The 21,815-nt window shown below is 69.4% G+C and carries 20 protein-coding genes and 1 pseudogene; 12 read left to right on the top strand and 9 right to left on the bottom strand.

Translation table 11 applies throughout. The features are described from left to right. The first annotated feature begins 167 nt into the window (after nucleotides 1–167). Complete coding sequence (locus tag TMO_RS26310; RefSeq protein WP_014748108.1) at nucleotides 168–1,844, top strand: methyl-accepting chemotaxis protein; 1,677 nt, start codon at nucleotides 168–170, stop codon at nucleotides 1,842–1,844. A 5-nt stretch (nucleotides 1,845–1,849) separates the two neighbouring features. Here TMO_RS26310 and TMO_RS26305 read toward each other — a convergent pair whose 3' ends face one another. Both TMO_RS26305 and TMO_RS26300 read right to left on the bottom strand, forming a co-directional pair. Continuing rightward, nucleotides 1,850–2,497, bottom strand: a complete 648-nt coding sequence (locus TMO_RS26305) for a hypothetical protein (protein ID WP_014748107.1) — start codon at nucleotides 2,495–2,497, stop codon at nucleotides 1,850–1,852. Nucleotides 2,498–2,566: 69 nt separating this feature from the next. Next, the gene (locus TMO_RS26300; RefSeq protein ID WP_014748106.1) at nucleotides 2,567–3,652 is read right to left on the bottom strand and encodes an isocitrate/isopropylmalate family dehydrogenase; all 1,086 of its coding nucleotides are present in this window, start codon (nucleotides 3,650–3,652) and stop codon (nucleotides 2,567–2,569) included. Nucleotides 3,653–3,788: 136 nt separating this feature from the next. Between TMO_RS26300 and TMO_RS26295 the strand changes: the two genes are divergently transcribed. Next, nucleotides 3,789–4,670 (top strand): LysR substrate-binding domain-containing protein, encoded by an 882-nt coding sequence (locus tag TMO_RS26295; RefSeq protein ID WP_014748105.1) that lies wholly within the window; start codon nucleotides 3,789–3,791, stop codon nucleotides 4,668–4,670. A 14-nt stretch (nucleotides 4,671–4,684) separates the two neighbouring features. Here TMO_RS26295 and TMO_RS26290 read toward each other — a convergent pair whose 3' ends face one another. The 5 genes from TMO_RS26290 to TMO_RS26270 form a co-directional block, all read right to left on the bottom strand. After that, nucleotides 4,685–5,884 carry a M20 aminoacylase family protein gene (locus TMO_RS26290; protein ID WP_014748104.1) on the bottom strand — a complete coding sequence of 400 codons (1,200 nt, stop codon included), beginning with the start codon at nucleotides 5,882–5,884 and terminating at the stop codon, nucleotides 4,685–4,687. Between the two features lie 57 nt (nucleotides 5,885–5,941). Continuing rightward, a complete protein-coding gene (locus tag TMO_RS26285) occupies nucleotides 5,942–7,330 on the bottom strand; it encodes an L-serine ammonia-lyase (RefSeq protein WP_014748103.1) in 1,389 nt (462 codons plus the stop codon). Between the two features lie 100 nt (nucleotides 7,331–7,430). Beyond that, nucleotides 7,431–7,934: a hypothetical protein gene (locus tag TMO_RS26280; RefSeq protein WP_014748102.1), complete on the bottom strand. Its 504-nt coding sequence runs from the start codon at nucleotides 7,932–7,934 to the stop codon at nucleotides 7,431–7,433. A 5-nt stretch (nucleotides 7,935–7,939) separates the two neighbouring features. Then, nucleotides 7,940–8,770, bottom strand: coding sequence for a DUF3100 domain-containing protein (locus tag TMO_RS26275; RefSeq protein WP_014748101.1), 831 nt, complete (start codon nucleotides 8,768–8,770; stop codon nucleotides 7,940–7,942). Between the two features lie 210 nt (nucleotides 8,771–8,980). Beyond that, a complete protein-coding gene (locus TMO_RS26270; RefSeq protein WP_014748100.1) occupies nucleotides 8,981–9,892 on the bottom strand; it encodes a LysR family transcriptional regulator in 912 nt (303 codons plus the stop codon). Between the two features lie 104 nt (nucleotides 9,893–9,996). On the opposite strand from TMO_RS26270, the gene speB reads away from it, so the two are divergent. The 6 genes from speB to TMO_RS26240 all read left to right on the top strand — a co-directional run bounded on the left by speB (nucleotide 9,997) and on the right by TMO_RS26240 (nucleotide 14,623). Then, nucleotides 9,997–11,004, top strand: coding sequence for an agmatinase (gene speB, locus TMO_RS26265; RefSeq protein WP_014748099.1), 1,008 nt, complete (start codon nucleotides 9,997–9,999; stop codon nucleotides 11,002–11,004). Nucleotides 11,005–11,044: 40 nt separating this feature from the next. Continuing rightward, the gene (locus TMO_RS26260; RefSeq protein WP_014748098.1) at nucleotides 11,045–12,028 is read left to right on the top strand and encodes an ABC transporter substrate-binding protein; all 984 of its coding nucleotides are present in this window, start codon (nucleotides 11,045–11,047) and stop codon (nucleotides 12,026–12,028) included. A gap of 23 nt (nucleotides 12,029–12,051) precedes the next feature. Continuing rightward, nucleotides 12,052–12,846 carry an ABC transporter permease gene (locus tag TMO_RS26255; protein ID WP_014748097.1) on the top strand — a complete coding sequence of 265 codons (795 nt, stop codon included), beginning with the start codon at nucleotides 12,052–12,054 and terminating at the stop codon, nucleotides 12,844–12,846. A 58-nt stretch (nucleotides 12,847–12,904) separates the two neighbouring features. After that, nucleotides 12,905–13,684, top strand: a complete 780-nt coding sequence (locus TMO_RS26250) for an ABC transporter ATP-binding protein (RefSeq protein WP_014748096.1) — start codon at nucleotides 12,905–12,907, stop codon at nucleotides 13,682–13,684. A gap of 129 nt (nucleotides 13,685–13,813) precedes the next feature. Further along, entirely contained in the window at nucleotides 13,814–14,101 is a 288-nt protein-coding gene (locus TMO_RS26245) for a DUF1778 domain-containing protein (protein WP_228382378.1), read from the top strand. A 129-nt stretch (nucleotides 14,102–14,230) separates the two neighbouring features. Next, nucleotides 14,231–14,623 carry a GNAT family N-acetyltransferase gene (locus TMO_RS26240; protein ID WP_014748094.1) on the top strand — a complete coding sequence of 131 codons (393 nt, stop codon included), beginning with the start codon at nucleotides 14,231–14,233 and terminating at the stop codon, nucleotides 14,621–14,623. A 6-nt stretch (nucleotides 14,624–14,629) separates the two neighbouring features. Here the strand turns inward: TMO_RS26240 and TMO_RS31435 are convergent, their stop codons facing one another. Both TMO_RS31435 and TMO_RS26235 read right to left on the bottom strand, forming a co-directional pair. Continuing rightward, nucleotides 14,630–14,806 carry a transposase gene (locus TMO_RS31435; RefSeq protein ID WP_145978451.1) on the bottom strand — a complete coding sequence of 59 codons (177 nt, stop codon included), beginning with the start codon at nucleotides 14,804–14,806 and terminating at the stop codon, nucleotides 14,630–14,632. 24 nt (nucleotides 14,807–14,830) lie between these two features. Next, a complete protein-coding gene (locus TMO_RS26235) occupies nucleotides 14,831–15,748 on the bottom strand; it encodes a LysR family transcriptional regulator (protein WP_228382377.1) in 918 nt (305 codons plus the stop codon). 257 nt (nucleotides 15,749–16,005) lie between these two features. Here TMO_RS26235 and TMO_RS26230 point away from each other — a divergent pair. The 4 genes and pseudogenes from TMO_RS26230 to TMO_RS26215 form a co-directional block, all read left to right on the top strand. Continuing rightward, nucleotides 16,006–16,890, top strand: a pseudogene (locus TMO_RS26230) (NAD(P)-dependent oxidoreductase); the annotation flags it as partial. 16 nt (nucleotides 16,891–16,906) lie between these two features. After that, complete coding sequence (locus tag TMO_RS26225; protein WP_014748091.1) at nucleotides 16,907–18,466, top strand: aldehyde dehydrogenase family protein; 1,560 nt, start codon at nucleotides 16,907–16,909, stop codon at nucleotides 18,464–18,466. Between the two features lie 213 nt (nucleotides 18,467–18,679). After that, a complete protein-coding gene (locus tag TMO_RS26220; protein ID WP_014748090.1) occupies nucleotides 18,680–20,626 on the top strand; it encodes a LodA/GoxA family CTQ-dependent oxidase in 1,947 nt (648 codons plus the stop codon). Continuing rightward, the gene (locus TMO_RS26215; protein ID WP_014748089.1) at nucleotides 20,598–21,791 is read left to right on the top strand and encodes an NAD(P)/FAD-dependent oxidoreductase; all 1,194 of its coding nucleotides are present in this window, start codon (nucleotides 20,598–20,600) and stop codon (nucleotides 21,789–21,791) included. Before TMO_RS26220 ends, TMO_RS26215 begins: the two co-directional genes overlap by 29 nt. Nucleotides 21,792–21,815: the final 24 nt, after the last annotated feature.

Genomic DNA, 21,815 nt, shown 5'->3' with positions numbered 1-21,815 from the left:
AAGGCCCGCCAGTTTCTTTTTGGGCCAGATCGGGCCGCCTGACAATATTTCGCCCGAAGATTTCCGCGGATTTAAATGTTGAACCACACTGTTGAATGAGTCTATTTTTAAGAGTGTCTGCCCGCGCACGTACGTCGCAGAGCTTCTCCCCAGATAAGCGAGTATTTATGAAGACATCGAAATGGACGATCGGCGCCAGGCTGATCGTCGCGTTCGTGGCGTTGACGCTTGTCATTGCCGCGACGAGTGTGTCGGGTATTGCTCAGTTGTCGGTTCTGGACCAGGCGGCGGGCGATCTGCGGGACAATCGCGTGCCGAGCCTGAAGCTGATCGCGCGGCTGCAGAATGCGGTCTCGGAACATCGCATCAATATTTCCGGGGCGATCATCGCTACCGAAGACGCGGACGTGAAGGATCGGCTTGCGGATGCGGCCAAAGCCGCCGAGCAGGTCGGCGGGCTTCTGACCGCCTACGAGCCTTTGGTTACCAACGAGGAGGAGCGCGGCCACTTCGAGGGCGTCAAGGTCGCCTGGGCGGATTATCTTGCCCGCAACGAGCCGCTGGTGGCGGATCTTCGTGCCGGTGATCAGGATGGGGCGCGGGGATTGTTCGCGGCGGCCAACCGCACGCTGCTGATCCGTGAACTCGACGATCTGATCGAGTTCAACTCGGCCGCCGCGGCTGGGTCGGGCGAACAGACCAGGCGTGCGGCCGAAAACGGCATGACCGTGCTGATCGCGGCGCTGGGGGGCGGCCTTGTGCTGGCGATCGCGGCGACCCTGCTGATGATGCGCAGCGTGTCCACGCCCATCCGGCGGATGACCGAGGCGATGAACCGGCTTGCGGCGCGTGAGACGGGCATCACCATCCCCGGTGCCGATCGTGGCGACGAGATCGGCGCCATGGCCAAATCGGTCGAGACCTTCCGTGCCGGGCTGATCGAGGCCGACCGGCTGGCGGCCGAACAGGTGCAGGCGCAGGCGACGCAGGAGGCCGAGCGTGCGCGGCGCGAGGCGCTGACCCAGGGCTTCGTGAACCGGGTGGCCGGCATCGTCTCGACGCTGTCGGGGGCGGCCGAACAGGTGCGCGGCAGCGCCGATGCCCTGTCGCGCACGGCAGAGGAGCAGAGCGGCCGCAGCACGGCGGTGGCGGCCGCGGCGGAACAAGCGACCGCCAATGTCCAGACCGTGGCGACGGCGGCGGAAGAGCTGTCGGCATCGGTGCGCGAGGTGGGGGCCCGGACGGCCGAGACCGCGGATGTGAGCCGTGCTGCGGTGGACGAGGCCGGCACCACCGACAATACGGTGCAGGACCTGGCGACGAACGCCCAGAAGATCGGCGACGTGATCGAGCTGATCCAGCAGATCGCCGCCCAGACCAATCTTCTGGCGCTGAACGCCACCATCGAGGCCGCACGTGCGGGCGAAGCCGGCAAGGGCTTCGCCGTGGTGGCGGCCGAGGTGAAGAACCTGGCCAATCAGACCGCGCGCGCAACCGAAGAGATCCAGGTTCAGATCGATGCGGCGACCAGTGCCACCGGGCGAACGGTGGATGCCATCCGGTCGATTTCCGGCACGATCGGCAAGGTGGGGGCGCTGACCACCGCTGTGGCCTCGGCTGTGGAGGAACAGGTATCGGCGACCGCGGAAATCGCCCGCAACACTCAGCAGGCATCGGCCGGCACGTCGGAAGTGCTGCGCGCGATCTCGGGCATCGCCGATGCCGCCGGCCAGACCGGCCATGCAGCGGCGGAGATGAACACCGCCGCTGGCGAGCTGGCCGGCCAGACCCGGGCGCTGAAGCAGGTGGTGGACGAGTATGTCGCGGCGATCGCTCGCGTCTGAGCCGGTCAATCCGGCGCGTTGCCCTGGTCCCAGCGCTGGAAGTTGTAGCCGTCGGTGATCAGGATATGGGCGAAGCGGCGGCAGACCAGGGTGAAATCCTGGTCCAGCGGCTTCTTATCATAGCTGTAGCCGGGCGGGGGCGGCGGCAGATCGTCGATGTCGGCGCCGGGAAAGGAGGCGACCAGGGCGTAGCGATCGCCCTGGTCGCCGACCAGTTCGGTGAGTGTGTTGCCGGCCAGCAGCGTGGTTTCGGTGTGACGCTCGATCAGCCCCGACGACCAGGCGCTGGCCGTGCCGTCGGGGTTCAAAACCGGCTGAATGAACAGGATGCGGGCGATGAGCAGAAAATCGATCGCAGCCCGCCCTGCCATCAGGGTGAAGGCCCAGGGCGTACCCGCCTGGGGCGTGCCGGGATAGGGGTAGAGCACCGCCGTCTGCGGCACGCCATTGGTGCCGGGTTCATCCTTCACCAGGGCTGCGGGCGCATCGGGATCGCCGAAGGCGACCCGATCGGGCAGCAGTGGATAGACCGCGTTCATCCAGGCATCGTAATCGCCGCCGGCATGGCTGTATATGTAGCCGCCGGGGAATTTGGGATGCTGACGGTATTCCTGGTTGTAGCCGCCTTGCGGCACCTTCATCGGATCGAGCATGGGCCTTCCCCCGTCTGGTCGATGGTGACCAGAATGGCACTGTCCCAAAATGCCATCAATGGGTGATGATCAGGCCTTCATCATAATGTTTTGGTTGTGGTGCGGGCTCGCCGCCGCCGCCGGGCGGAGCATCCGCGGGGCCTGACCCAGGCGGGTGATCACCGCATCGGCGAAGCCGCGGGTGCCCGGGCGCAGGCGGGTGGTGCCCGGATTGATCATGTCGGCAGTGTGGATGCCGTCTTCGATGGTGGCGAGCCAGGCATCGTGGACGCATTCTGCAACCCGATGCTGGCCGATATGGTGCAGCATCATCACGCCCGCGAGCAGCATGGCCGACGGGTTGGCCCGGTCGCGCCCGGCCAGCTGTGGCGCCGTGCCGTGCACGGTTGAGAACATGGCGCAATCGGTGCCGAGCGCGGCCGAGGGGGCAAGCCCCACGCCGCCGGCAAGGCGGGCGGCGAGCGTCGCCACCAGATCGCCATGGCGGCCCGGCACGACCACGACACCAAAGCCGTTCGGACGATCGACCAGCCCGGCCAGACCGGTTTCAAGGCGCCGGCGGCCGGCGGCGATGTCGGGATAATGGCCGGCGACGGCATCGAACAGCTCTGCCGTCAGCGCATCCGGATGTTCGACGAAGGCATCGAGCCGGCGAAGCCCCTGCCGGCGCGCCACCGCAAAGGCATGGTGCAGAAGCCGCTCGGCCCGCATCTGCCGGGCATCGCCCCGGGCCGCCCCGGGCAGGTCGTGAACGATGATCAGATCCATCGCCGGGTGGCGGGTGGCGATGGCCGGCGCCATGGCCCGGCAGGGGCGGGTGGTGGCGAAGAGATCGGCATCGCGGCTGAGCACCTGCACCGGGCAGGCCACCCCGGCCGGCGGCGTGGTGACCGGGGCGCGGTAGAGCACGCCGGTGCGGCGCAGGCTCTGCCGGGCGGCCGAGAGCAGCCGGGCATGATCTTCCTCCGCATCCCCGGGGCGGCCGCTCAGATCCACCGGTTCCACCGCGATGCGCGCGCCGGCCGCAAGCAGGATCCTGAGGCTCGCCTGCATCACCTCGGGGCCGATGCCGTCGCCGAAAACGATGCTGATCGGCTGGTTGGTCCAACCATGCCGGGGGCCGGGTCGGGGCCGATGGGGGGTCTGGTCAGTCATGGGCGCGCCTCCGCTCCGCTCAGGCGTCGCCGGCCCGGATGATGCCGGCTTGACCCTATGCTGCCCCGCACCATGTCTTTTGAGAAATTGATAATTCGATGCCTTTCCATTGCGATGGTAAATATTGAGGATGGCAATGGCTGCACCCGTAAACCTGGATGTCGACCTGCTGCGCACGCTGGTGACCGTGGCCGATGCGGGCGGGTTTTCCCGCGCCGCCGACCGGCTGCTGCGCAACCAGTCCACCATTTCGCTGCAGATCAAGCGGCTGGAAGAGAGGGTGGGAGCGGTGCTGCTGGAGCGCGGCCCCCGCCATGTGCGGCTGACCGGCGAAGGCCAGGTGATCGTCGACTATGCCCGCCGGATCCTGGCGCTGAACGACGAACTGATGGACCGGGTGCGCCAGCCCGAGATTGCGGGCCTGGTACGGCTGGGGGCGCCCGAGGATTTCGCGACCAGCCATCTGCCCGGGGTGCTGGCGCGCTTTGCCCAGGAACATCCGGCGGTGGGGCTGGAGGTCACCTGCGATCTGACGCTGAACCTGTTCGACCGCTTCGCGGCCGGCGATCTGGATCTGGCCCTGGTGAAGCGCGAGCCGAGCGCGCCGCTGCTCGGCACCCGGGTCTGGCGCGAGCCGCTGGTCTGGGTGGCGGCCGAACGCGGGGTGGCGATGCGCCAGGGGCCCCTGCCGCTGGCGGTGTCGCCGGCGCCCTGCGTCTATCGCAAGCGCGCGACCGATGCGCTGGATACGGCGGGCCGGCCCTGGCGGATCGCCTATACCTGCGGCGCGCTGACCGGCACCCATGCCGCGGTGCGCGCCGGGCTGGGGGTGACGGTGCTGCCCAAGGACATGGTGCCGGCGGATCTGGTGATGCTGGATGAAGAGGCCGGGCTGCCGGCCTTGGCCGATACTGAGATGGCGCTGCTGGTGGCCGCCGATATCGGCCCCCCGGCCCAGCGGCTGCGCGAATACGTGATCCGCGAGTTGGAGCGGGGCCGGGGGGAGGCGGCGGGGTAGGCCCGGACGGGTCTTCAGCCGGCGAGCACGGTGCGGACCAGCTGCACCCACCAGCTGGCGCCGATCGGGGCGGCATCGTCGTTGAAGTCGTAGGCCGGGTTGTGGAGCAGGCAGCCGCCCTCGGTCGGGCCGTTGCCGAGCCAGACATAGCAGCCGGGCTTTTCGCCCAGCATGAAGGCGAAGTCTTCCGAGGCCATTGAGGGGGTGGGGCTGTGGTCGATGGCGGCCTCGCCGACCACCCTCGCCGCGGCGGTTGCCGCGAGCGCGGTTTCGGTGGCGGTGTTGATGGTGGCGGGATAGCGGCGCTCATAGCGCAGCTCGCCCGTGCACTCGTGCGCGGCGGCCGAATGTTCCACCAGGGTGGCGAGGCGGCGTTCGATCACCGCCTGAACCTCGGGCCGGAAGCTGCGCGCGGTGCCGCGGATCACGATCGTCTCGGGGATCACGTTCCAGGTGTCGCCGCCATGGATCTGGGTGACAGAGACCACCGCGCCGTCGAGCGGGTTGATCGACCGGCCCGGAATGGTCTGCAGCTGGGTGACCAGATGGGCCGCCGCCGTCACCGCATCGCGGCCCAGATCGGGCATGGCGGCATGGCAGCCGCGGCCGCGGATGGTGATTTCGAAAATGTCGAACCCGGCCATCATCGGCCCCGGCGCCATCGCCATCCGGCCGAGCGCCAGGCCCGGCCAGTTGTGCATGCCGAAGACCATGTCGGCCGGGAAGCGGGTGAAGAGCCCGTCTTCGACCATCGCCCGGCCGCCGCCCTCGTTCTCTTCCGCGGGCTGGAAGATCAGATGGACGGTGCCGGCGAAATCGGGATCCGCCGCCAGCACTTTGGCAGCACCCAGCAGCATGGCGGTGTGGCCGTCATGACCGCAGGCATGCATGCGGCCGGGATGACGCGAGCGGTGGGCGAAGTCGTTGACCTCGGTCACGTGCAGCGCATCCATGTCGGCGCGGAGCGCAATCGCGGGGCCGGCACCCTGGCGACCATGAATGGTGCCGACCACACCGGTGCGGCCGATGCCGGTCGTAACCTCGATGCCGAACCCGGCAAGCTTGCCCGCGACGAAAGCCGCGGTCTCGTGCTCTTCGAAGGCGGTTTCGGGATGGGCGTGGAGATGGTGGCGCCAGCCGCGCATCTCGGCGGCGATGGCCGCAACGGCGGGATCGATGGCGACGTCGTTGCGGGGAGCATTGTTGTCCGGCATCTGGATCGGCGTCCTCTGGTTTTTGTGGCCCGCGTTGGGGAGGCATCCGTCCGCTGGTCAGCAGACCGGCACGTTGACGGCCAGGCCGCCCAGGCTGGTTTCCTTGTATTTGCTCTGCATGTCGTGGCCGGTCTCTTTCATGGTCCGGATCACCGTGTCGAGCGAGACCACGTGGCGGCCGTCGCCGGCGAGCGCCAGAAGGGCGGCGTTCACCGCCTTGACGGCCCCCATGGCGTTGCGTTCGATGCAGGGGATCTGGACCAGGCCGGCGACCGGATCGCAGGTCATGCCCAGATGGTGTTCCATGGCGATCTCAGCGGCGTTCTCGACCTGTGCGGGCGTGCCGCCGAGGGCGGCGGCAAGGCCGCCCGCGGCCATGGAACTGGCGACGCCGACCTCTCCCTGGCAGCCGACCTCGGCGCCGGAGATCGAGGCGTTGAGCTTGTAGAGCATGCCGATCGCCGCGGCGGTGAAGAGCAGGGTGTCGGCCGCGGCCTCGCTGCCGGTGCCGGAATGGCGGAGCAGCCAGGCCAGCACCGCCGGCACGATGCCGGCGGCACCATTGGTGGGCGCGGTGACGATGCGGCCGCCGGCGGCATTCTCTTCATTGACCGCGATCGCATAGGCCGACAGCCGCTCGAACCCGTCGAGGGCGGGGAGCGTGTTGGCGCCGGCGCGCTCGGCGAGCCTGCGGGCGAGATCGGCGGCGCGGCGGCGGGTCAGCCGGCCGGGCAGCGCACCGTCGGTGGCAAGGCCGCGGTCGACCGCCCCCAGCATCGCGGCCTTGATCGCCTCAAGCCGGCGGGTGGTCTCGGCCGGCCCCCAGAGGGCGTGCTCGTTCTGCCGGACGATGTCGGCGATGGAGAGGCCGGTCGCTTCGGTGAGCGCGATCAGATCGGCGCCGGTCGTGAAGGGATGGGGCAGGGGGCCACGGTCGCCATGGACGGGCGCATCGCCGGCCCGGGCCTCGGTCTCGGCGCCCGAGACCACGAAACCGCCGCCGATCGAATAGAAGCTTTCGGCCGCAAGCACGGCACCCGCGCCGTCGCGGGCAGTGAAGTGCAGGCCGTTGGTGTGGTGGGGCAGGGTATCGCCCATGCGCCAGACCAGATCGGTCTCGGGATCGAAGGCGATCAGCCTGCGGCCGAGTGCCGCGAGGCGCTTCGACAGGCGCACGCCTTCGACGATGCCGGTGATGGCATCGGGCTCCACACCATCGGGGGTTTCGCCGGCAAGCCCCAGGATGATCGCGGTGTCGGTGGCATGGCCGCGGCCGGTGAGGGCGAGCGAACCGTAGATCTCGACCGTGACCGCGGCCAGCGCATCGAAGCGGCCGGCGGCATCGAGCCCGGAAAGGAAGCGGCGGGCGGCGACCATCGGCCCGACGGTGTGCGAGCTGGAGGGGCCGATACCGATCTTGAACAGGTCGAAAAGGCTGAGCGACATGGGGGCGCTGGTCCATCCGGACGGCGCGGCGCCGGGGAGAGGATGCCCCAGGCACCGCGCACGGGTTTGGCGTGTCGTTCAGGTGGATATGGGAGGCCGGTCAGGTCCAGGCGAGCATCAGCTCGGCAACCAGCACCGAGCCCAGATAGGTGCCGAAGAAGACCAGCACCGCGACCAGGGCCAGCTTCCAGCCGGATTTCTTCGCGGTCAGGATCTCTTCGCGCGCGATGGCGAAGCCGGCATAGGCGAGGGTGGGGGTGGTGAGCGCCAGGAAGTCGATCGCCTTCACTTGGTCCAGAACCCAGGCGGAACCCGGGGTGAAGGGCAGGGTGACGGCCATGCCGACCAGCGAGATCCAGGCGACGCTCGGCAGGTAGAAGGGCATGATCTTGGTCAGCACCAGACCCGCCAGGCAGATCGCATAAAGCACCGCGATGCCGGTGAGGTTGTGCAGGAAGCCGACCTCGTGATTGACCGCGTTGACCACCAGGTCGATGGCGCAGACCACGATCAGGACCAGGGCATGGTCCAGAAGGTTGAGCTTGCGCTCGTCCGGCTCGGCCGGGACGTTGAGGGTGCCGTCGGTGTAGACGGTGTTCGACATGGACCTTACTCCCCGGCAGCGGCGCGGGCCGCGGTTTCGTGCCGGCCGCGGGTCGCGTTGTAGAGCTTTTCGACCAGCGGCAGGGCGATGAACAGGCCGGCATAAAGGCCGGTCGCATAGGTGAGCAGGTTGGAGGCGCCGGCCAAGGCCAGCAGCTCGTCCTTCATCTCGGGCAGCGCGGTTGCAAGCGCGCCCGAGCAGGCGGCCATCATCGAGCCCGAACCGACGCCGCAGGCCATGGCGAGCGAGCGCGGATCAAAAATGTCGGCGGTGGCGAAGATCGAGGCCAGCACCGCGAAGACGAAGGTGCCGAACAGCGTGCCGATGACGTAGACGCCCATCACGCCGGTGCCTTCGGGGGATTTCAGCGTGTAGCGGTCGGCGATGATCGCGATGTTGGGTTCGCGCGCGATCGAGAAGGTGGCGCCGATCGCCTCGCGGCCGAGGCCCAGCACCCAGACCGCGATCGGGAAGGCGATCAGCACGGTGCCGAGATTGCCCAGTTCCTGCAGCAGCAGGGCAGGGCCCGCCGCGATGATCTTGTCGATCGCCGGGCCGATGGTGGTGCCGAACTTGGCGATGAACGGCATGATCGCGATCACGATCAGCGGCGAGGCGGCCTTGACCTCGCGCGAGCGGATCAGCTTGCCCGCCGGCTTCACGATGTTCGGGTTCATGAGCGCCGCCATGACGAAGGCGTAGAGCAGCGGCAGCAGCAGGATCGCGCCGATCCCGATCGGGATGCGCTGGATGCCGATCAGCTCGGCGATGATCGCCAGCACGAGCACGGCAAGATGCAGCCGCCAGAGCTGCATCGTTTCTTTGATGACGGACATGAAGCGTCCCCCCGATTGGCTGGAGGTGAGACGTGAACCTTCCCAAGGTCGACACGTTATTTGACGGAGGGGCGCCACTCCCCGGACGCAGACCCCCGTTCATCCCGCCAGAATCAAAACTGTGGCCGGTGGCGGCAAGCGCTTTAAAGAGACGCTGCCGTTGCCGGGACGGCAACAGGGAACCTCCTGCCGGGACGGCAACAGCGCATGTCACCCGCGATGGGCCTCGATCAGGTGCTGGCGGAAGACCCGGGCGATTTCGGAGAGCGCCGGCACCGGGAAATGGGCGGCGCAGAGTGCCACGCCGAAACTGACCAGATCGGGGCGCAGCGCCCGCATGCGGCCGGTGTCCACCCATTGCGCGGCATAATGGCGGGGCAGGAAGCTGACGAACCGGCCACTCAACACCAGATGCGCCAGACCTTCCATGGAATAGGCGGTGGCGGCCGGCGGGTCGGCGAAGAGCGTGCCATAGCCGGTGGCGATGGCGTAGCCGCGCCGGGCATGAGCCTGGGCGCCCAGCCGGTCGAGGGTGAGCTGCTTCGCCTCTGCCCCGAAAAGCGGATGGCGGGCGCCGCAATAGAGGTTCTGTTCCTCGTGGAAAAGCTGCTGAAGTTGCACCGCAGCATTCATCGGCTGGTTCGGCACGATGGCGATTTCCATCTGCCGGTTGAGCAGCGCGCTTTCGATCTGGTTGGGCGACACCACGGTCAGGGTGACATGGACGTCGGGCACCGCCTGGTTGAAGGCGGCGATGGCGGCATCGAGCGCGCAGCGCGGGTTTTCGACCACCGCATCGACCGTGCCGATGCGGAGTTCGCCCACCAGCCGGCCGCGCATCACCCCCACCTCGCTGCGGAAATTGTCGAGGGCTGCAAAGCATTTGATCGTTTCGGCATAGACCTTCTGGCCGTGGTCGGTGAGCGCGAAACCCGACCGGCCGCGCCGGCAGAGGGTGAGACCGAGCCGGGTTTCCAATGCCGCCATCTGGGCGCTGATCGTGGAGCGGGAGATGCCGAGTTCGGCCTGCGCCGGCGTGAAGCCGCCATTTTCGACCACAGACCGGAAGATGCGCAGCTGGCGCAGATCGACATCGCTGAGCGGCGGAACGTGCAGGGACATGATGCGTCGCAAAATCCGGACGTGAAGTTTTGTACTTCGATCTTATTGGACGTGTCTCCCCATGACAACCTGACCGGAGCAGCCCCTCTCCGGAGCCCCGTTCCATGCCCGATACCAGTCCCGCCGCGCCCCCCGCGCCTGCCCCCGCCTTCCGGCCCGTCTCCGCCTTCGACGTGCCGCGCTATGCCGGCCCCGCCAGCTTCATGCGCCTGCCGCTGGTCGATATCGACGCGGCCGCGGCGGCGGCGGTGGAGATCGGCATTCTGGGCGTGCCTTGGGACGGCGGCACCACCAACCGGCCGGGCGCCCGCCACGGCCCCCGTCAGCTGCGCGACCTGTCGTGCATGCTGCGCCCCCTGCATCCGGCGACAGGCGACGACCCCTATGCCCGGGCGGCGGTGGCCGATCTGGGCGATGTGCCGGTCAACCCGGCCGATCTGATGGACACGCTGCAGCGGATCACCGGCTTCTATGAGCGGGTGAAGCGGCGCGGCATCCTGCCGCTGTCGGCCGGCGGCGACCATCTGATGTCCTATCCGATCCTGAAGGCGCTGGCCGCCGACGGCCCGGTGGGGCTGATCCATTTCGACGCCCATACCGACCTGTTCCACGACTATTTCGGCGGCTTCCGCTACACCCACGGCACGCCCTTCCGCCGGGCCATCGAAGAGGGGCTGGTCGACCCGAAACGGGTGGTGCAGATCGGCATCCGCGGCACGATGTACGACGGATCCGACGTTGCCTGGGGGCTGGCGCAGGGGGTGCGGATCATCCGCATCGAGGAGTGCGAGGCCCGCGGCATGGACGATGTGATGGCCGAAGCCCGGGCGATCGCCGGCACGGCCCCCACTTACCTGACCTTCGACATCGACTGCCTGGACCCCGCCTTCGCGCCCGGCACCGGCACGCCCGAAATCGGCGGCCTGACCACGCGAGAGGCGCAGCGCATGCTGCGCGCGCTCGCCGGGCTCAATCTGATCGGCGCGGATCTGGTGGAGGTCTCGCCGCCCTTCGACCCGGCCGGCGGCACCGCCTGGGTCGGCGCCTCGCTGATGTTCGAACTGCTCTGTCTGCTTGCCGTGTCGCCCGCGCTCCGCGGCCGCGCCGGCTGATCGTCTGCGCCCCTCATCACCCTGATCCGGAGGATCGCCCATGCCCATGCGGATCCGTTCCCGCCTCGGCGCCGCCGCTCTTGGCCTCGCGCTCGTCTTCGGTGCCGGCGCACCGGCCGGCGCGGCTGAAAAGCTCAAACTCGCGCTGTCCACCTGGGTCGGTTACGGCCCGCTGTTCATCGCCCGCGACCAGGGCTTCTTCGCGAAGGAAGGGCTGGAGGTCGATCTGGTGATGATGGAGGACGTGAAGACCCGCATGCCGGCGCTGGCCGCCGGCCGGGTCGATGCCGCGGTCACCACCATCGACACGGTGCTGGGCTTTTCGACGACCGAACGGCCGCTGACCTATCTGTTCGCGATCGACGACAGCCGCGGCGGCGACGGCATCGTCGCCCGGCGCGAGATCACCTCGGTCGCCGGGCTGAAGGGGCGCACGGTCGCCTATACCGAAGGCTCGGTGTCGCAGTTCTTCCTGAGCGTGCTGCTGAAGGATGCCGGGCTGACGCTGGCCGATATCGACAGCCGCAACATGACCGCCGGCGATGCCGGGGCGGCCTTCGTGGCCGGGCGGGTGGATGCGGCGGTGACCTGGGAACCGTGGCTGAGCCGCGGCAAGGCGACACCCCATGGCGCGGTGCTGGCGGACAGCGCCAGCCGGCCGGGGCTGATCACCGATGTGATGGTCACCACGGTGCCGACGCTGGAGGCGCGCCGGCCGGCGCTGCAGGCGCTCTATCGGGCCTGGACTGCCGCGGTCGACTGGCAGAAGACCCACGAGGCCGAGGCCGACCGGATCATGGCCAAAGGTGTGGGCGGCTGGCTGGAAGACCCCGCGGTCTTTGCCGAAACCCGCGCCGGCATCGCCTTCTACGATGCCGACATGAACCGCCGCTTCATGGACCCGGCCAATCCGGACGGCATTCTTGCCACCATCACCATGGCGAAGAGCCTGGGCGAGGCGGCGGGGCTGTTCAGGGCGGCGGCCGAACCGGCCCGGATGATCGCGACCGGCGTGGTTGACTGAGCGTGAGCGAAGGGCCGGTACCCATGTGGACCAGAACGCTGTTTTCGCCCAAGATTTCGCTGCCGCGCAGCACCTCTCTGGGCCTCGGCACCGCATCGGTGCTGGCCATCGCCGGGCTCTGGTGCGGGCTCACCTATGGCGGGTTGACCCCGCCCGACTTTCTGGCCACCCCCGGCCAGGTGCTGGGGGCGGGGCTGGAGCGGATCCTGAACCTGTCGCTGTTCGGCCATATCGCCGCCAGCCTGCAGGTGATTCTGGCGGGCTTCCTTCTGGCCTCGGTGCTGGCGGTGCCGATCGGCATTCTGATGGGCAGTTTCCCGGCGGTGCAGGCGCTGGTAGAGCCGGTGACCGGCTTCATGCGCTACATCCCGATCTCGGCCCTGATCCCGCTGCTGATTCTGTGGATCGGCATCGGGGTGGAGCAGAAGATCATGGTGATCTTCCTCGGCACCTTCTTTCAGCAGCTGATCCTGATCTCGGACGTCTCGGCGCGGGTGAGCCGGGATCTGGTCGACTGCGCCTATACGCTGGGCGCCAGCCGCGGCCAGGTGGTGCGCCAGGTGCTGGTGCCCGCCTGCCTGCCCGGGGTGATGGACAATCTGCGCGTCACCATGGGCTGGGCCTGGACCTATCTGGTGGTGGCCGAGCTGGTCGCGGCCGATAGCGGGCTCGGCTACATGATCCTGAACGCCATGCGCGGCCTGTTCACCGATGTGATCCTGCTGGGCGTGCTGACCATCGGGCTGTTGGGGCTGATCACCGACGCCCTGTTCAAATGGCTGCGCCGGCGCCTGCTGCCCTGGGCCGCCGGCCTCTGACCCGGCCCCCTTCCGCCGACCTGGCCCTTCCTGCGCTTCCGATCGGGTGGTGACCCCTATGAGCCTGCTTGACATCGCGGATGTGTCCGTCCGCTTCCAGACCCGCGGCAAGCCCCCGGTGGTGGCGCTGGACGATGTGTCGCTGACCGTGCGCCCGGATACCTTCTCGGTGATCGTCGGCCCCTCGGGCTGCGGCAAATCCACCCTGCTGAGATTGGTGGCCGGGCTGGAACGCCCGGATGACGGCCGGATCACCCTGGACGGACGCCCGATCGACGGCCCCTCGCGGGAGCGGGGGATGGTGTTCCAGAGCTATACCCTGTTCCCCTGGCTGACGGTGCGCGAGAACGTGATGTTCGGGCCGAAGCTGGACGGCATGTCCCGCGCGGCCCGCGCCGCCATCGCCGACGAGCTGATCGAAGCGGTGCACCTGACCGGCTTCGGCGACGCCTATCCGACGGAACTGTCGGGCGGCATGCGCCAGCGCGTGGCGCTTGCCCGGGCGCTGGCCAACGACCCGCGCATCCTGCTGATGGACGAACCCTTCGGCGCGCTGGACAGCCAGACCCGCCAGGTGATGCAGGAACTGCTGCTGGAGATCTGGCAGCAGCGCCGCAAGACCGTGCTGTTCATCACCCACGACATCGACGAAGCGATCCTGCTGGGCGACGAGGTCCATGTGATGAGCGCGCGCCCCGGGCGCATCCGGTCGTCCATGGTGATCGACCTGCCCCGCCCGCGCGGCATCGACGCCCTGACCACGGGGGACTTCATGGGCTGGAAGAAGCGGATCCTGGGGCTGATGCATGCCGAGGCGGTGCGGGTGGCGGGGGGGTGAGGGTTGGGGGGCAGACCGTTTCGACAGTGAGCCGGCGCGGACGACGAGCTATAGCCGGCTGCTCCGAACATATCCTTTGAAATATGCTCCATTCGTGAGCACGGTATAGGGAGCGTTCGGATAAGGAGAATGGCCATGCTCCGCGCGGCGGACACCGGGGATGACCGGCTGCAGCTGCGCCTCGACGCGGAGTCGAAGAGCCTGCTCCAGCGCGCGGCCAGCTACCGGCACAAGACAGTCAGCCAGTTCGTCCTCGCGACGGCGCTGGAGGAAGCCCGGAAAGTCATCCGAGAGAACGAGATCGTCACCCTGTCCGGCCCGGATTGGACGGTGTTCTACGACGCGCTGACCAACCCGCCGGCGCCTGATGCGGCCTTGCGCGAGGCCTTCGCCAGGTACAAGAAGGCGACCGGATGAGGCACGCCCATGCGCCATGGCAGATTGCGCCGCGCGATAGCAGGGGCCACGATCGGTCGGCCTTCTCGTGTGGTGCTCCTGAACGCGACCGTTACATTCGCGAACATGCTTCGCAGGACGTGAAGCGGGATGTCGCCCGCGTCTTTGTTTGTGGCCATGCCTGCCGGGACGCTGACGGTCTGCGGCTACTACAGCCCGAGCGCCACCAGCTTTCGACGGGATAACCTCCCGGCCGGCCAGGCGAAGCGCCTGCCAGGTTACCCCGTACCGGCTGCCCTGCTCGGCCGACTGGCCGTCGATGACGGCATGAGGGGCAAGGGTCTCGGAGCCTTCCTGCTCATGGATGCCCTGAACCGTATCCTGCTCGCGACGCAGACCCTTGCAGTCCACGCGGTGGTCGTCGATGCGAAAGACGACGCTGCCGCCGCGTTCTATCGTAAGTATGGGTTCATCTCGTTCATGGGCGAGAGCCGGCGGCTGTTCCTGCCGATGGCGACGATACGGAGGTTGATTGAAGCATAAGAGGCTTCAGGAGCCCATCAAGTGCCGCCACACCTCGGCGTCATAGCCCTTGTCCGCAATGAGGTAGCGGGTTTTCGGCATCCCGGGCAGCAGCAGATCCGCTCCGGCCATGTCGGACACGTGTCCAGGTGTGAGCACGAGCGTATGAGGCCATCCAGGAGTATCCGTCGGGAGATTTAGCAGGGGATCTGCGGCAGGCCCCTGGCATCACCCCGCTTCCGCCCCGAAGGCTTCCATGTGGCGGGCCATCAGGTCGGCGACGGCGCGGACGGCGCCGGTGCGGGGGCGGCCGGAGCGGACGACGATGCGCGAGGGGACGTGGGCGAGGGGGGCGTCGGCGAGCGGGATGGCGTGGACCTCGCCGCGGCGGAGCTGGCGGGAGACGGCGAAGGCCGGCAGATAGGTGATGCCGGCGCCGCCGAGCACGAAATGCATGGCGACGTTGATCGAGTCGGTGACGAGTTTGGGCCGGATGCGCAGGCCCGAGGCCGCCTCTGCGCCTGCGATCAGCTTGCGGACGCCGAAGGTTTCGGCGAGCAGTGCCGCCGGCTGATCGAGGGTTTCGGCCAGCTGGCAGCTGTCGCGGCCGGCAAGCGGGTGGCCGGGCGGGACCAGCACGCAGAGCGGCTTGTCGGCCTCGGCCAGCACGTCGAGTTCGGGCAGGCGCGGCGGGTTGAAGACCAGGCCGATATCATAGGCGTCCTTCAGGATGCCCTGCATCATCCGGTCGGTGCCGCCGACATCGATCGAGAGCTGCACCTCGGGATAGGTGCGGGCCAGCGCCGAGACCGCGTGGTGCATGAGGTCGACCACGAAGCCCTCGCCGGTGATGACATGCACCCGGCCGGCGATGCCGCCCTTGGCGGCGGCGAGTTCGGCCGCGAAACCGTCGTCGAGTTCCAGCCGGCGGCGGGCATGGCCGGCGACCAGGCGGCCGGCTTCGGTGAAGCGGATGCCCTGTTTGGTGCGCTCCATCAGCAGCACGCCCAGATCGGCTTCGAGCCCCGCCACCTGACGGCTGATCGCCGAGGGCGCGATGTGCAGACCGTCGGCGGCCGCCCGGATCGAGCCCGCTTCGAACACCGCCAGGAAATAGCGCAGCGGCTTGTCGTCGATCCGCAGCATGATCCCCGTTCTCCTGATCCTGTCGCGACCGGCATGCATGGTTGCCGGCCGGGTGACGAAACCCGTCGCCATCCGTTGCCATAACGGCAACGCGCCGTTCCGGCAATAGCGCTTGAGCGGGGGCGGGCGCGCGCTCATTTTCGGGGGGCGGACAGCCGGAAAACATCCCCCGCCCGGATGTCCGCGCAAGATCATGAGGCCGGCCGGCCAAGTCATGGCCGGCCCGGCCATCGGTTCTTCTCCCCCGCCATCGAGATTTCAGGAGTGACGACATGACCGACCGACGGGTCGCCGTCATCGGCCTCGGCAATATGGGCGCCGCCATGGCGGCCACGCTGGCCAGGGCCGGCTTCGCGGTCACCGGCTATGATCCGGCGCCGGATGCCGGAGACCGCGCCCGCGCGGCCGGCATCGCGCTGGCGGCGAGCCCGGCCGCGGCCTTTGCCGCCGCAGACATCGCCGTGCTGTCGCTGCCGATGGCGGCGCATGTGGAGGCGGTGCTGGCGGGGGAGGGCGGCCTGCTGGCGGCCGCTGATCTGACCGGCCGGCTGGTGATCGACACCACGACGTCCGAGCCCGCCGTGACCCGGCGGCTGGCGGCGGCACTGGCGGCGGCCGGCCATGCCCTGGTCGACGCCCCGGTCTCGGGCGGACCGGCGGGGGCGGCGGCCGGCACGCTGACCATGATGGTCGGCGGTGCGGCGGCCGATATCGACCGCGCCCGGCCGGTGCTGGAAGCGCTGTCGGCGAAGATCTCGCTCTGTGGCGCGGTGGGGGCCGGCCATGTGGTCAAGCTGGTCAACAACCTGCTCTGCGCCGCGCACCTGCTGACCGTGTCGGAAGCGGTGCGGATGGGCGTCGCCGCCGGTGTCGATGCCGAAACCCTGGTCGGTGCGCTGAATGCCGGATCGGGCCGGGCCGGCGTGTCGGAGGTGAACTTCCCGCGCTGGATCCTGTCGGGCAGCTTCGACAGCGGCTTCACCATGGGGCTGATGCGCAAGGATGTGCGCCTGGCCGAAGCGCTGGCGGCGGAGACCGGCCAGGCCATGCCGCTTCTGGAAGTGGCCGGCCGCCTCTGGCGCGAGAGTGCCGCCGACCTGGCCGATGGCGAGGATTTCAACCGCATCGCCGCACTCGACTGACCCGGGAGCCCGAGAGATGACCGAGATGACTGCCCATCGCCCGGCCGACAGCACGGCCGAAATCCGCGCCATCTTTGCCCGGCTGACCGGTTCCGACCGGATCGGCAGCTTCGTCGACGGCCGGGTGGTCGATGGCGAAGGCGAGGCGCTGCCCCTGATCGACCCCGCAACCGGCCGCCTTGTGCTGAGCCTGGCCGATGGCGGTGCGGCACTGGTGGACGAGGCGGCGGCCGCAGCCACGGCCGGTCAGGCCGCCTGGGCCGGCCTGACCCATGCCGCGCGCGGCCGGGTGCTCTGGGCGGCGGCCCAGGCGGTGCGGGCGCGGATCGAGGATTTCGCCCGGCTGGAAAGCCTGACTGCCGGCAAGCCGCTGCGCGACACCCGTGCCGAGGCGACCAAGGTCGCCGAGATGTTCGAATATTATGCCGGCTGGGCCGACAAGCTGCATGGCGCGGTCATCCCCGTGCCGACCAGCCATCTGAACTATACCCGCTACGAGCCCTATGGCGTGGTGGTGCAGATCACGCCCTGGAATGCGCCGATCTTCACCGCCGGCTGGCAGCTGGCCCCGGCGCTGGCGACGGGCAATGCCGTGCTGCTGAAGCCGTCGGAGCTGACGCCGCTGACCTCGGTGGCGCTGGGGGCGGTGATCACCGAAGCCGGCGTGCCGGCGGGGGCCGTGAACGTGCTGATCGGCGCCGGCCACACCGTCGGGGCAGCGGCGATCGCGCACCCGGCCTGTGCGAAGGTGGTGTTCGTGGGCTCGCCCGCAACCGGTGCCCGCATCGCGGCGCAGGCGGCGGCGCGGGTGGTGCCCTGCGTTCTGGAACTGGGCGGGAAGTCAGCCAATATCGTCTTCGCCGATGCCGATCTGGACCGGGCGGTTCTGGGCGCCCAGGCGGCGATCTTCTCGGGCGCCGGCCAGTCCTGCGTGGCGGGCTCGCGCCTGCTGGTCGACCGGCGGGTGCATGACCGGGTGGTGGCGCGGCTGGCCGAGGCGGCCGGCAGGATCCCGATCGGCGATCCGCTGGACCCGGCAACCCAGATCGGCCCGATCGTGAGTGGTGCCCAGCATGCCCGGATCGGTGAACTGGTCGCCCGCGGCCTGGCCGAAGGGGCGCAGGCCGCGGCCGGCGCCGGGCGGCCGGCGGGGCTTGCCGGTGGCGGGCTGGAAGACGGTTTCTTCTATGCCCCGACCGTGCTGGCCGGCGTCGCCAACAGCATGGAGGTGGCGCGCGAAGAGATCTTCGGGCCGGTGGTCTCGGTGATCCCCTTCGACGACGAGGCCGAGGCGGTGGCGATCGCCAATGACAGCCGTTTCGGCCTGGCCGGCGCGGTCTGGACGCAGGATGTCGGCCGGGCGCACCGGGTGGCGGCGGCGGTGAAGGCCGGCACCTTCTGGATCAACGGCTACAAGACCATCGGCGTGATGTCGCCCTTCGGCGGCTTCGGCGAGAGCGGCTATGGCCGCTCCAGCGGCTATGAAGGCCTGCTGGAATATGTGCGGGTGAAGAGCGTCTGGGTCGAGACCGCCGCCAGCGCCGTGCCCGCTTTCGGCTATGCCCCCCCCGTGTAAGGTCCGGCCTTCTCCTCCCTGGACATACAGTCATAGCCGACTCGACCGCCGCAGCCTGCCCCGGCTGCGGCGGTTTTCGTTTCGTCCGCAAGCTGCATGGCTGTGACTTCGTGCGCGCTTCACGAAAGTATCCGATGCATTCCGGGAGGGCCGCTGGCATCATGTGCCGAAGAAGTCTCGCGAGCGGGACCGGCGGAGAGGGAGGCAGAGGATATGGCGGAAATCGGTGGGGGCGCGGTCCCCGGTGAAATCGTGCGCGCGGCGATCCACCCGGCGATCGGGGTGGCGCGAATCGGCGATGCCGCCACGGCGTATTACATCGGCCCTGAAGTGACCACACCGCAGCCTGAAGAGCCCGGTTTTTATCGCGACGAGGCCGGCGCGCTGAAGCGGCAGGCGGCGCGGTTCCGCATTTATGGCCTCGACGCCGAGGGCCGGGTGGTGCGCGAGCTGACCGCGGCGGATGCCGACATCACCTGGACGGTGCATCCGGTGAACCGCAAGGCGGCCTGGTACCAGTTCCAGGCGGCGCTGGACATCCCCGAGGCGGCGACCATGGCGGTGCCGCGCCGCAACCCCGACGTGCCCTTTGCCCAGCGCGGCATCCTGGTGATCGATCCCGGCCCGCGCAGCATTTCCGGCGCGGATGTGTCGGGCGGCGCCGACCATGCCTTCGACACCGGCAAATTCAAGGACACGGTGGTGCCGCTGGGCGAGATCCGGACCGACGATGCCGGGCGGCTGCTGTTCCTGGGCGGGCGCGGGGCCTCGGCCTCGCCCTCGGGGGCGCCGGTCTACCGGCCCGAGGATCCGAACAGCTTCAACAATGCCGACGACTGGTACGACGACACCTCCGACGGGCCGGTGACGGCGGCGGTGGTGCTGGATGGCCGGCCGCTGCCGGTGGAACCGGCCTGGGTGGTGGTGGCGCCGCCGAATTATGCGCCGGACGTGATTTCCTGGCGCACGCTCCACGACCTGTTGACCGACACCTATATCGAAAGCGGCCGGCTGCCGATGCCGGATATCGCCTCCTTCGCCCGCGACATCCAGCCGGTGCTGGAACGGCTGACCGGCCTGCAATGGGTGAACAAGGGCTTTGCCGGGCTGTTCGGCGCCGGCGGGCCGATGGATTTCACCGATCCCGCCCTGATCGACAGGCTGGCGACCCCGCCCGCGGGCGGCGACGACCCGTGGATGGAGCTGCGGCGGAACATCTACAACGCCTTCCGCGCGCCCCACACCATCGCCTGCGAGCCCAGCGTCTGGCCCTGGCTCTATGGCGACGCCTACGGCTCGTTCCAGTCCGATGATCCGAACAACTATCTGCCGATGTCGGTCACCCGGGCGGCGCTGATGGAAATGTGGGTCGAGGGGCGGTTCACCGACGACCGGCCCTCGGGTCCGCCCCCGCAGGTCATCGATCAGGTGCCGCTGGAAGACCAGCCGGCGATGCTCGACAAGGCGGCCCTGCATTTCTGCATCGCCGATGCCTTCCATCCGGGCTGCGAGGTCACCTGGCCGATGCGCCATGGCAGCATGTATCAGGCGCCCTATCGCCTGCGCCATCGCCCGGCCGGCCAGCCCGAGCAGGATTACGGCAAGGAACTGACCCAGGCGGTGGCGCTCAGCCCCGGCGGGCCGGTCTATGCCCAGGCGCCGGGGGATGTGACGCGCTGGATGGCGCTGCCCTGGCAGGGCGACACGGCCTTCTGCCGGTCGGGCTATGATGCCGCCTACGACCCGTATCTGCCGTCCTTCTGGCCGGCGCGGGTGCCGAACCAGGTGCTGACGGCGGAAGACTATCAGACCGTGATGAACGAAGACCTGCCGCATGGCCAGCGGGTGGCGGCCTTCCAGCGCCGGGCCAGCTGGATGCGCGGTTTCACCGGCAGCGTTGCCGATGTGATGGACCAGATGATCGCCCGCTTCGGCGCCCAGGGCATTGTCGAGGCGCGCCCGGGCGTGCAGGATGATCCCGATCTGCCACCGGTGATCTTCGTGGAAAGCCGCGGGGCCGCGCTGATGAAGGCCGCTTTTGCCGCTGCCGCCCCGGCGATGGGGCCCGACAGCGACGCCCGCCGTGCCGGCTGGGAAAGCGAGGCCCAGATGGAGGAGTTCCGGTCGATCCGTGTCCGCCACACCGACAGACGCCGCTGACGGCCATCCCGCACGGCCGGCCGCACCCGCCGGCCGCGTGGTCGATGTGCTGATCGCGGGCGGCGGCCCGGCGGGCGCGGTGGCGGCCCATGCGCTGGCCATGGCCGGGCGCCGGGCGATGATCGCCGATCCGGGCCGCCCGCATGCCGATGCGCATGATACGAAGATCGGCGAGGCCCTGCCCGGGGCGGCGGCCGGCTTCTTTCGCGCCGCCGGCCTGCCGCCGCCCGATCCGGAACGGCACACCCACGTCCGTGGCAGCTGGTCGGCCTGGGCCACGGCGGAGCTGGAGGCGACCGATTTCCTGCGCAGCCCCGACGGCCCCGGCTGGCGGCTGGACCGGCCGGCCTTCGACGCGGCGCTGCGCCAGGCGGCGATCGATGCCGGCGCCGGCCGACGCCGGGCGCGGGTGGTGGCGGTCCGGCGGGAGAGCGGGGATGCGGCGCCGGATACGGCCCCCCTCTGGCGGGTCGATTTCTCCGATCGCGGGCCGCCGGTGCGGGCGCGCTGGCTGATCGACGCCACCGGACGGCGGGCGGCGCTGGCCCGCCAACTGGGCGCCGGCCGGCTGCGCGACGACCGGCTGATCGCGATCTTCGCGCGGCTCTCCGTCACCGAGGGGCCGATGGCCGATCCGGGCTTCGACCGCACGGTGATCGAGGCGGTGCCTGAAGGCTGGTGGTATGCGGCACGGCTGCCGTCGGGCGCGGTGATGGCGGCGCTGCACACCAGCCCGGCCACGGCGGCGCGCATTCTGGCCGACCGGCCGCGCTGGCATGCGGCCCGACTGGCCGCCCCCCATCTGGCCCGCCTGACCGGCCATGCCGATGCCGGTGCGGCTCTCGATCAGGTGGCGGCCTGCGATGCCGGCGGCACGGCGCTGGACCGGCTGGCGGGTCCCGGCTGGATCGCAGCCGGCGATGCCGCCCAGGCCTATGATCCGCTCTCGGCCCAGGGCCTGCTCTCGGCCCTGCATGCCGGGCGCCAGGCGGCGCGCGCGGTGGATGCGGCGCTGGGCGGCGACAGCAGCGCCATTCCTCAGGTGGTGACGGCGCAGGCGCGCCTGCGCGCCGTGTATCGCGGCCGCCTTGCCGCCTATTACGCCCAGGCGGCGGGGCGGTTTCCGGGGGCGGAATTCTGGGCGGGACGGGCGGGCCAGGGCTGACCCCGGCCACGCTCCCTCCCTCAA

Source organism: Tistrella mobilis KA081020-065 (genome assembly GCF_000264455.2).
GTDB lineage: Bacteria > Pseudomonadota > Alphaproteobacteria > Tistrellales > Tistrellaceae > Tistrella > Tistrella mobilis.
Note: the sequence above shows the minus strand (reverse complement) of the source record. Positions and strands in the feature narration are given on the sequence as shown.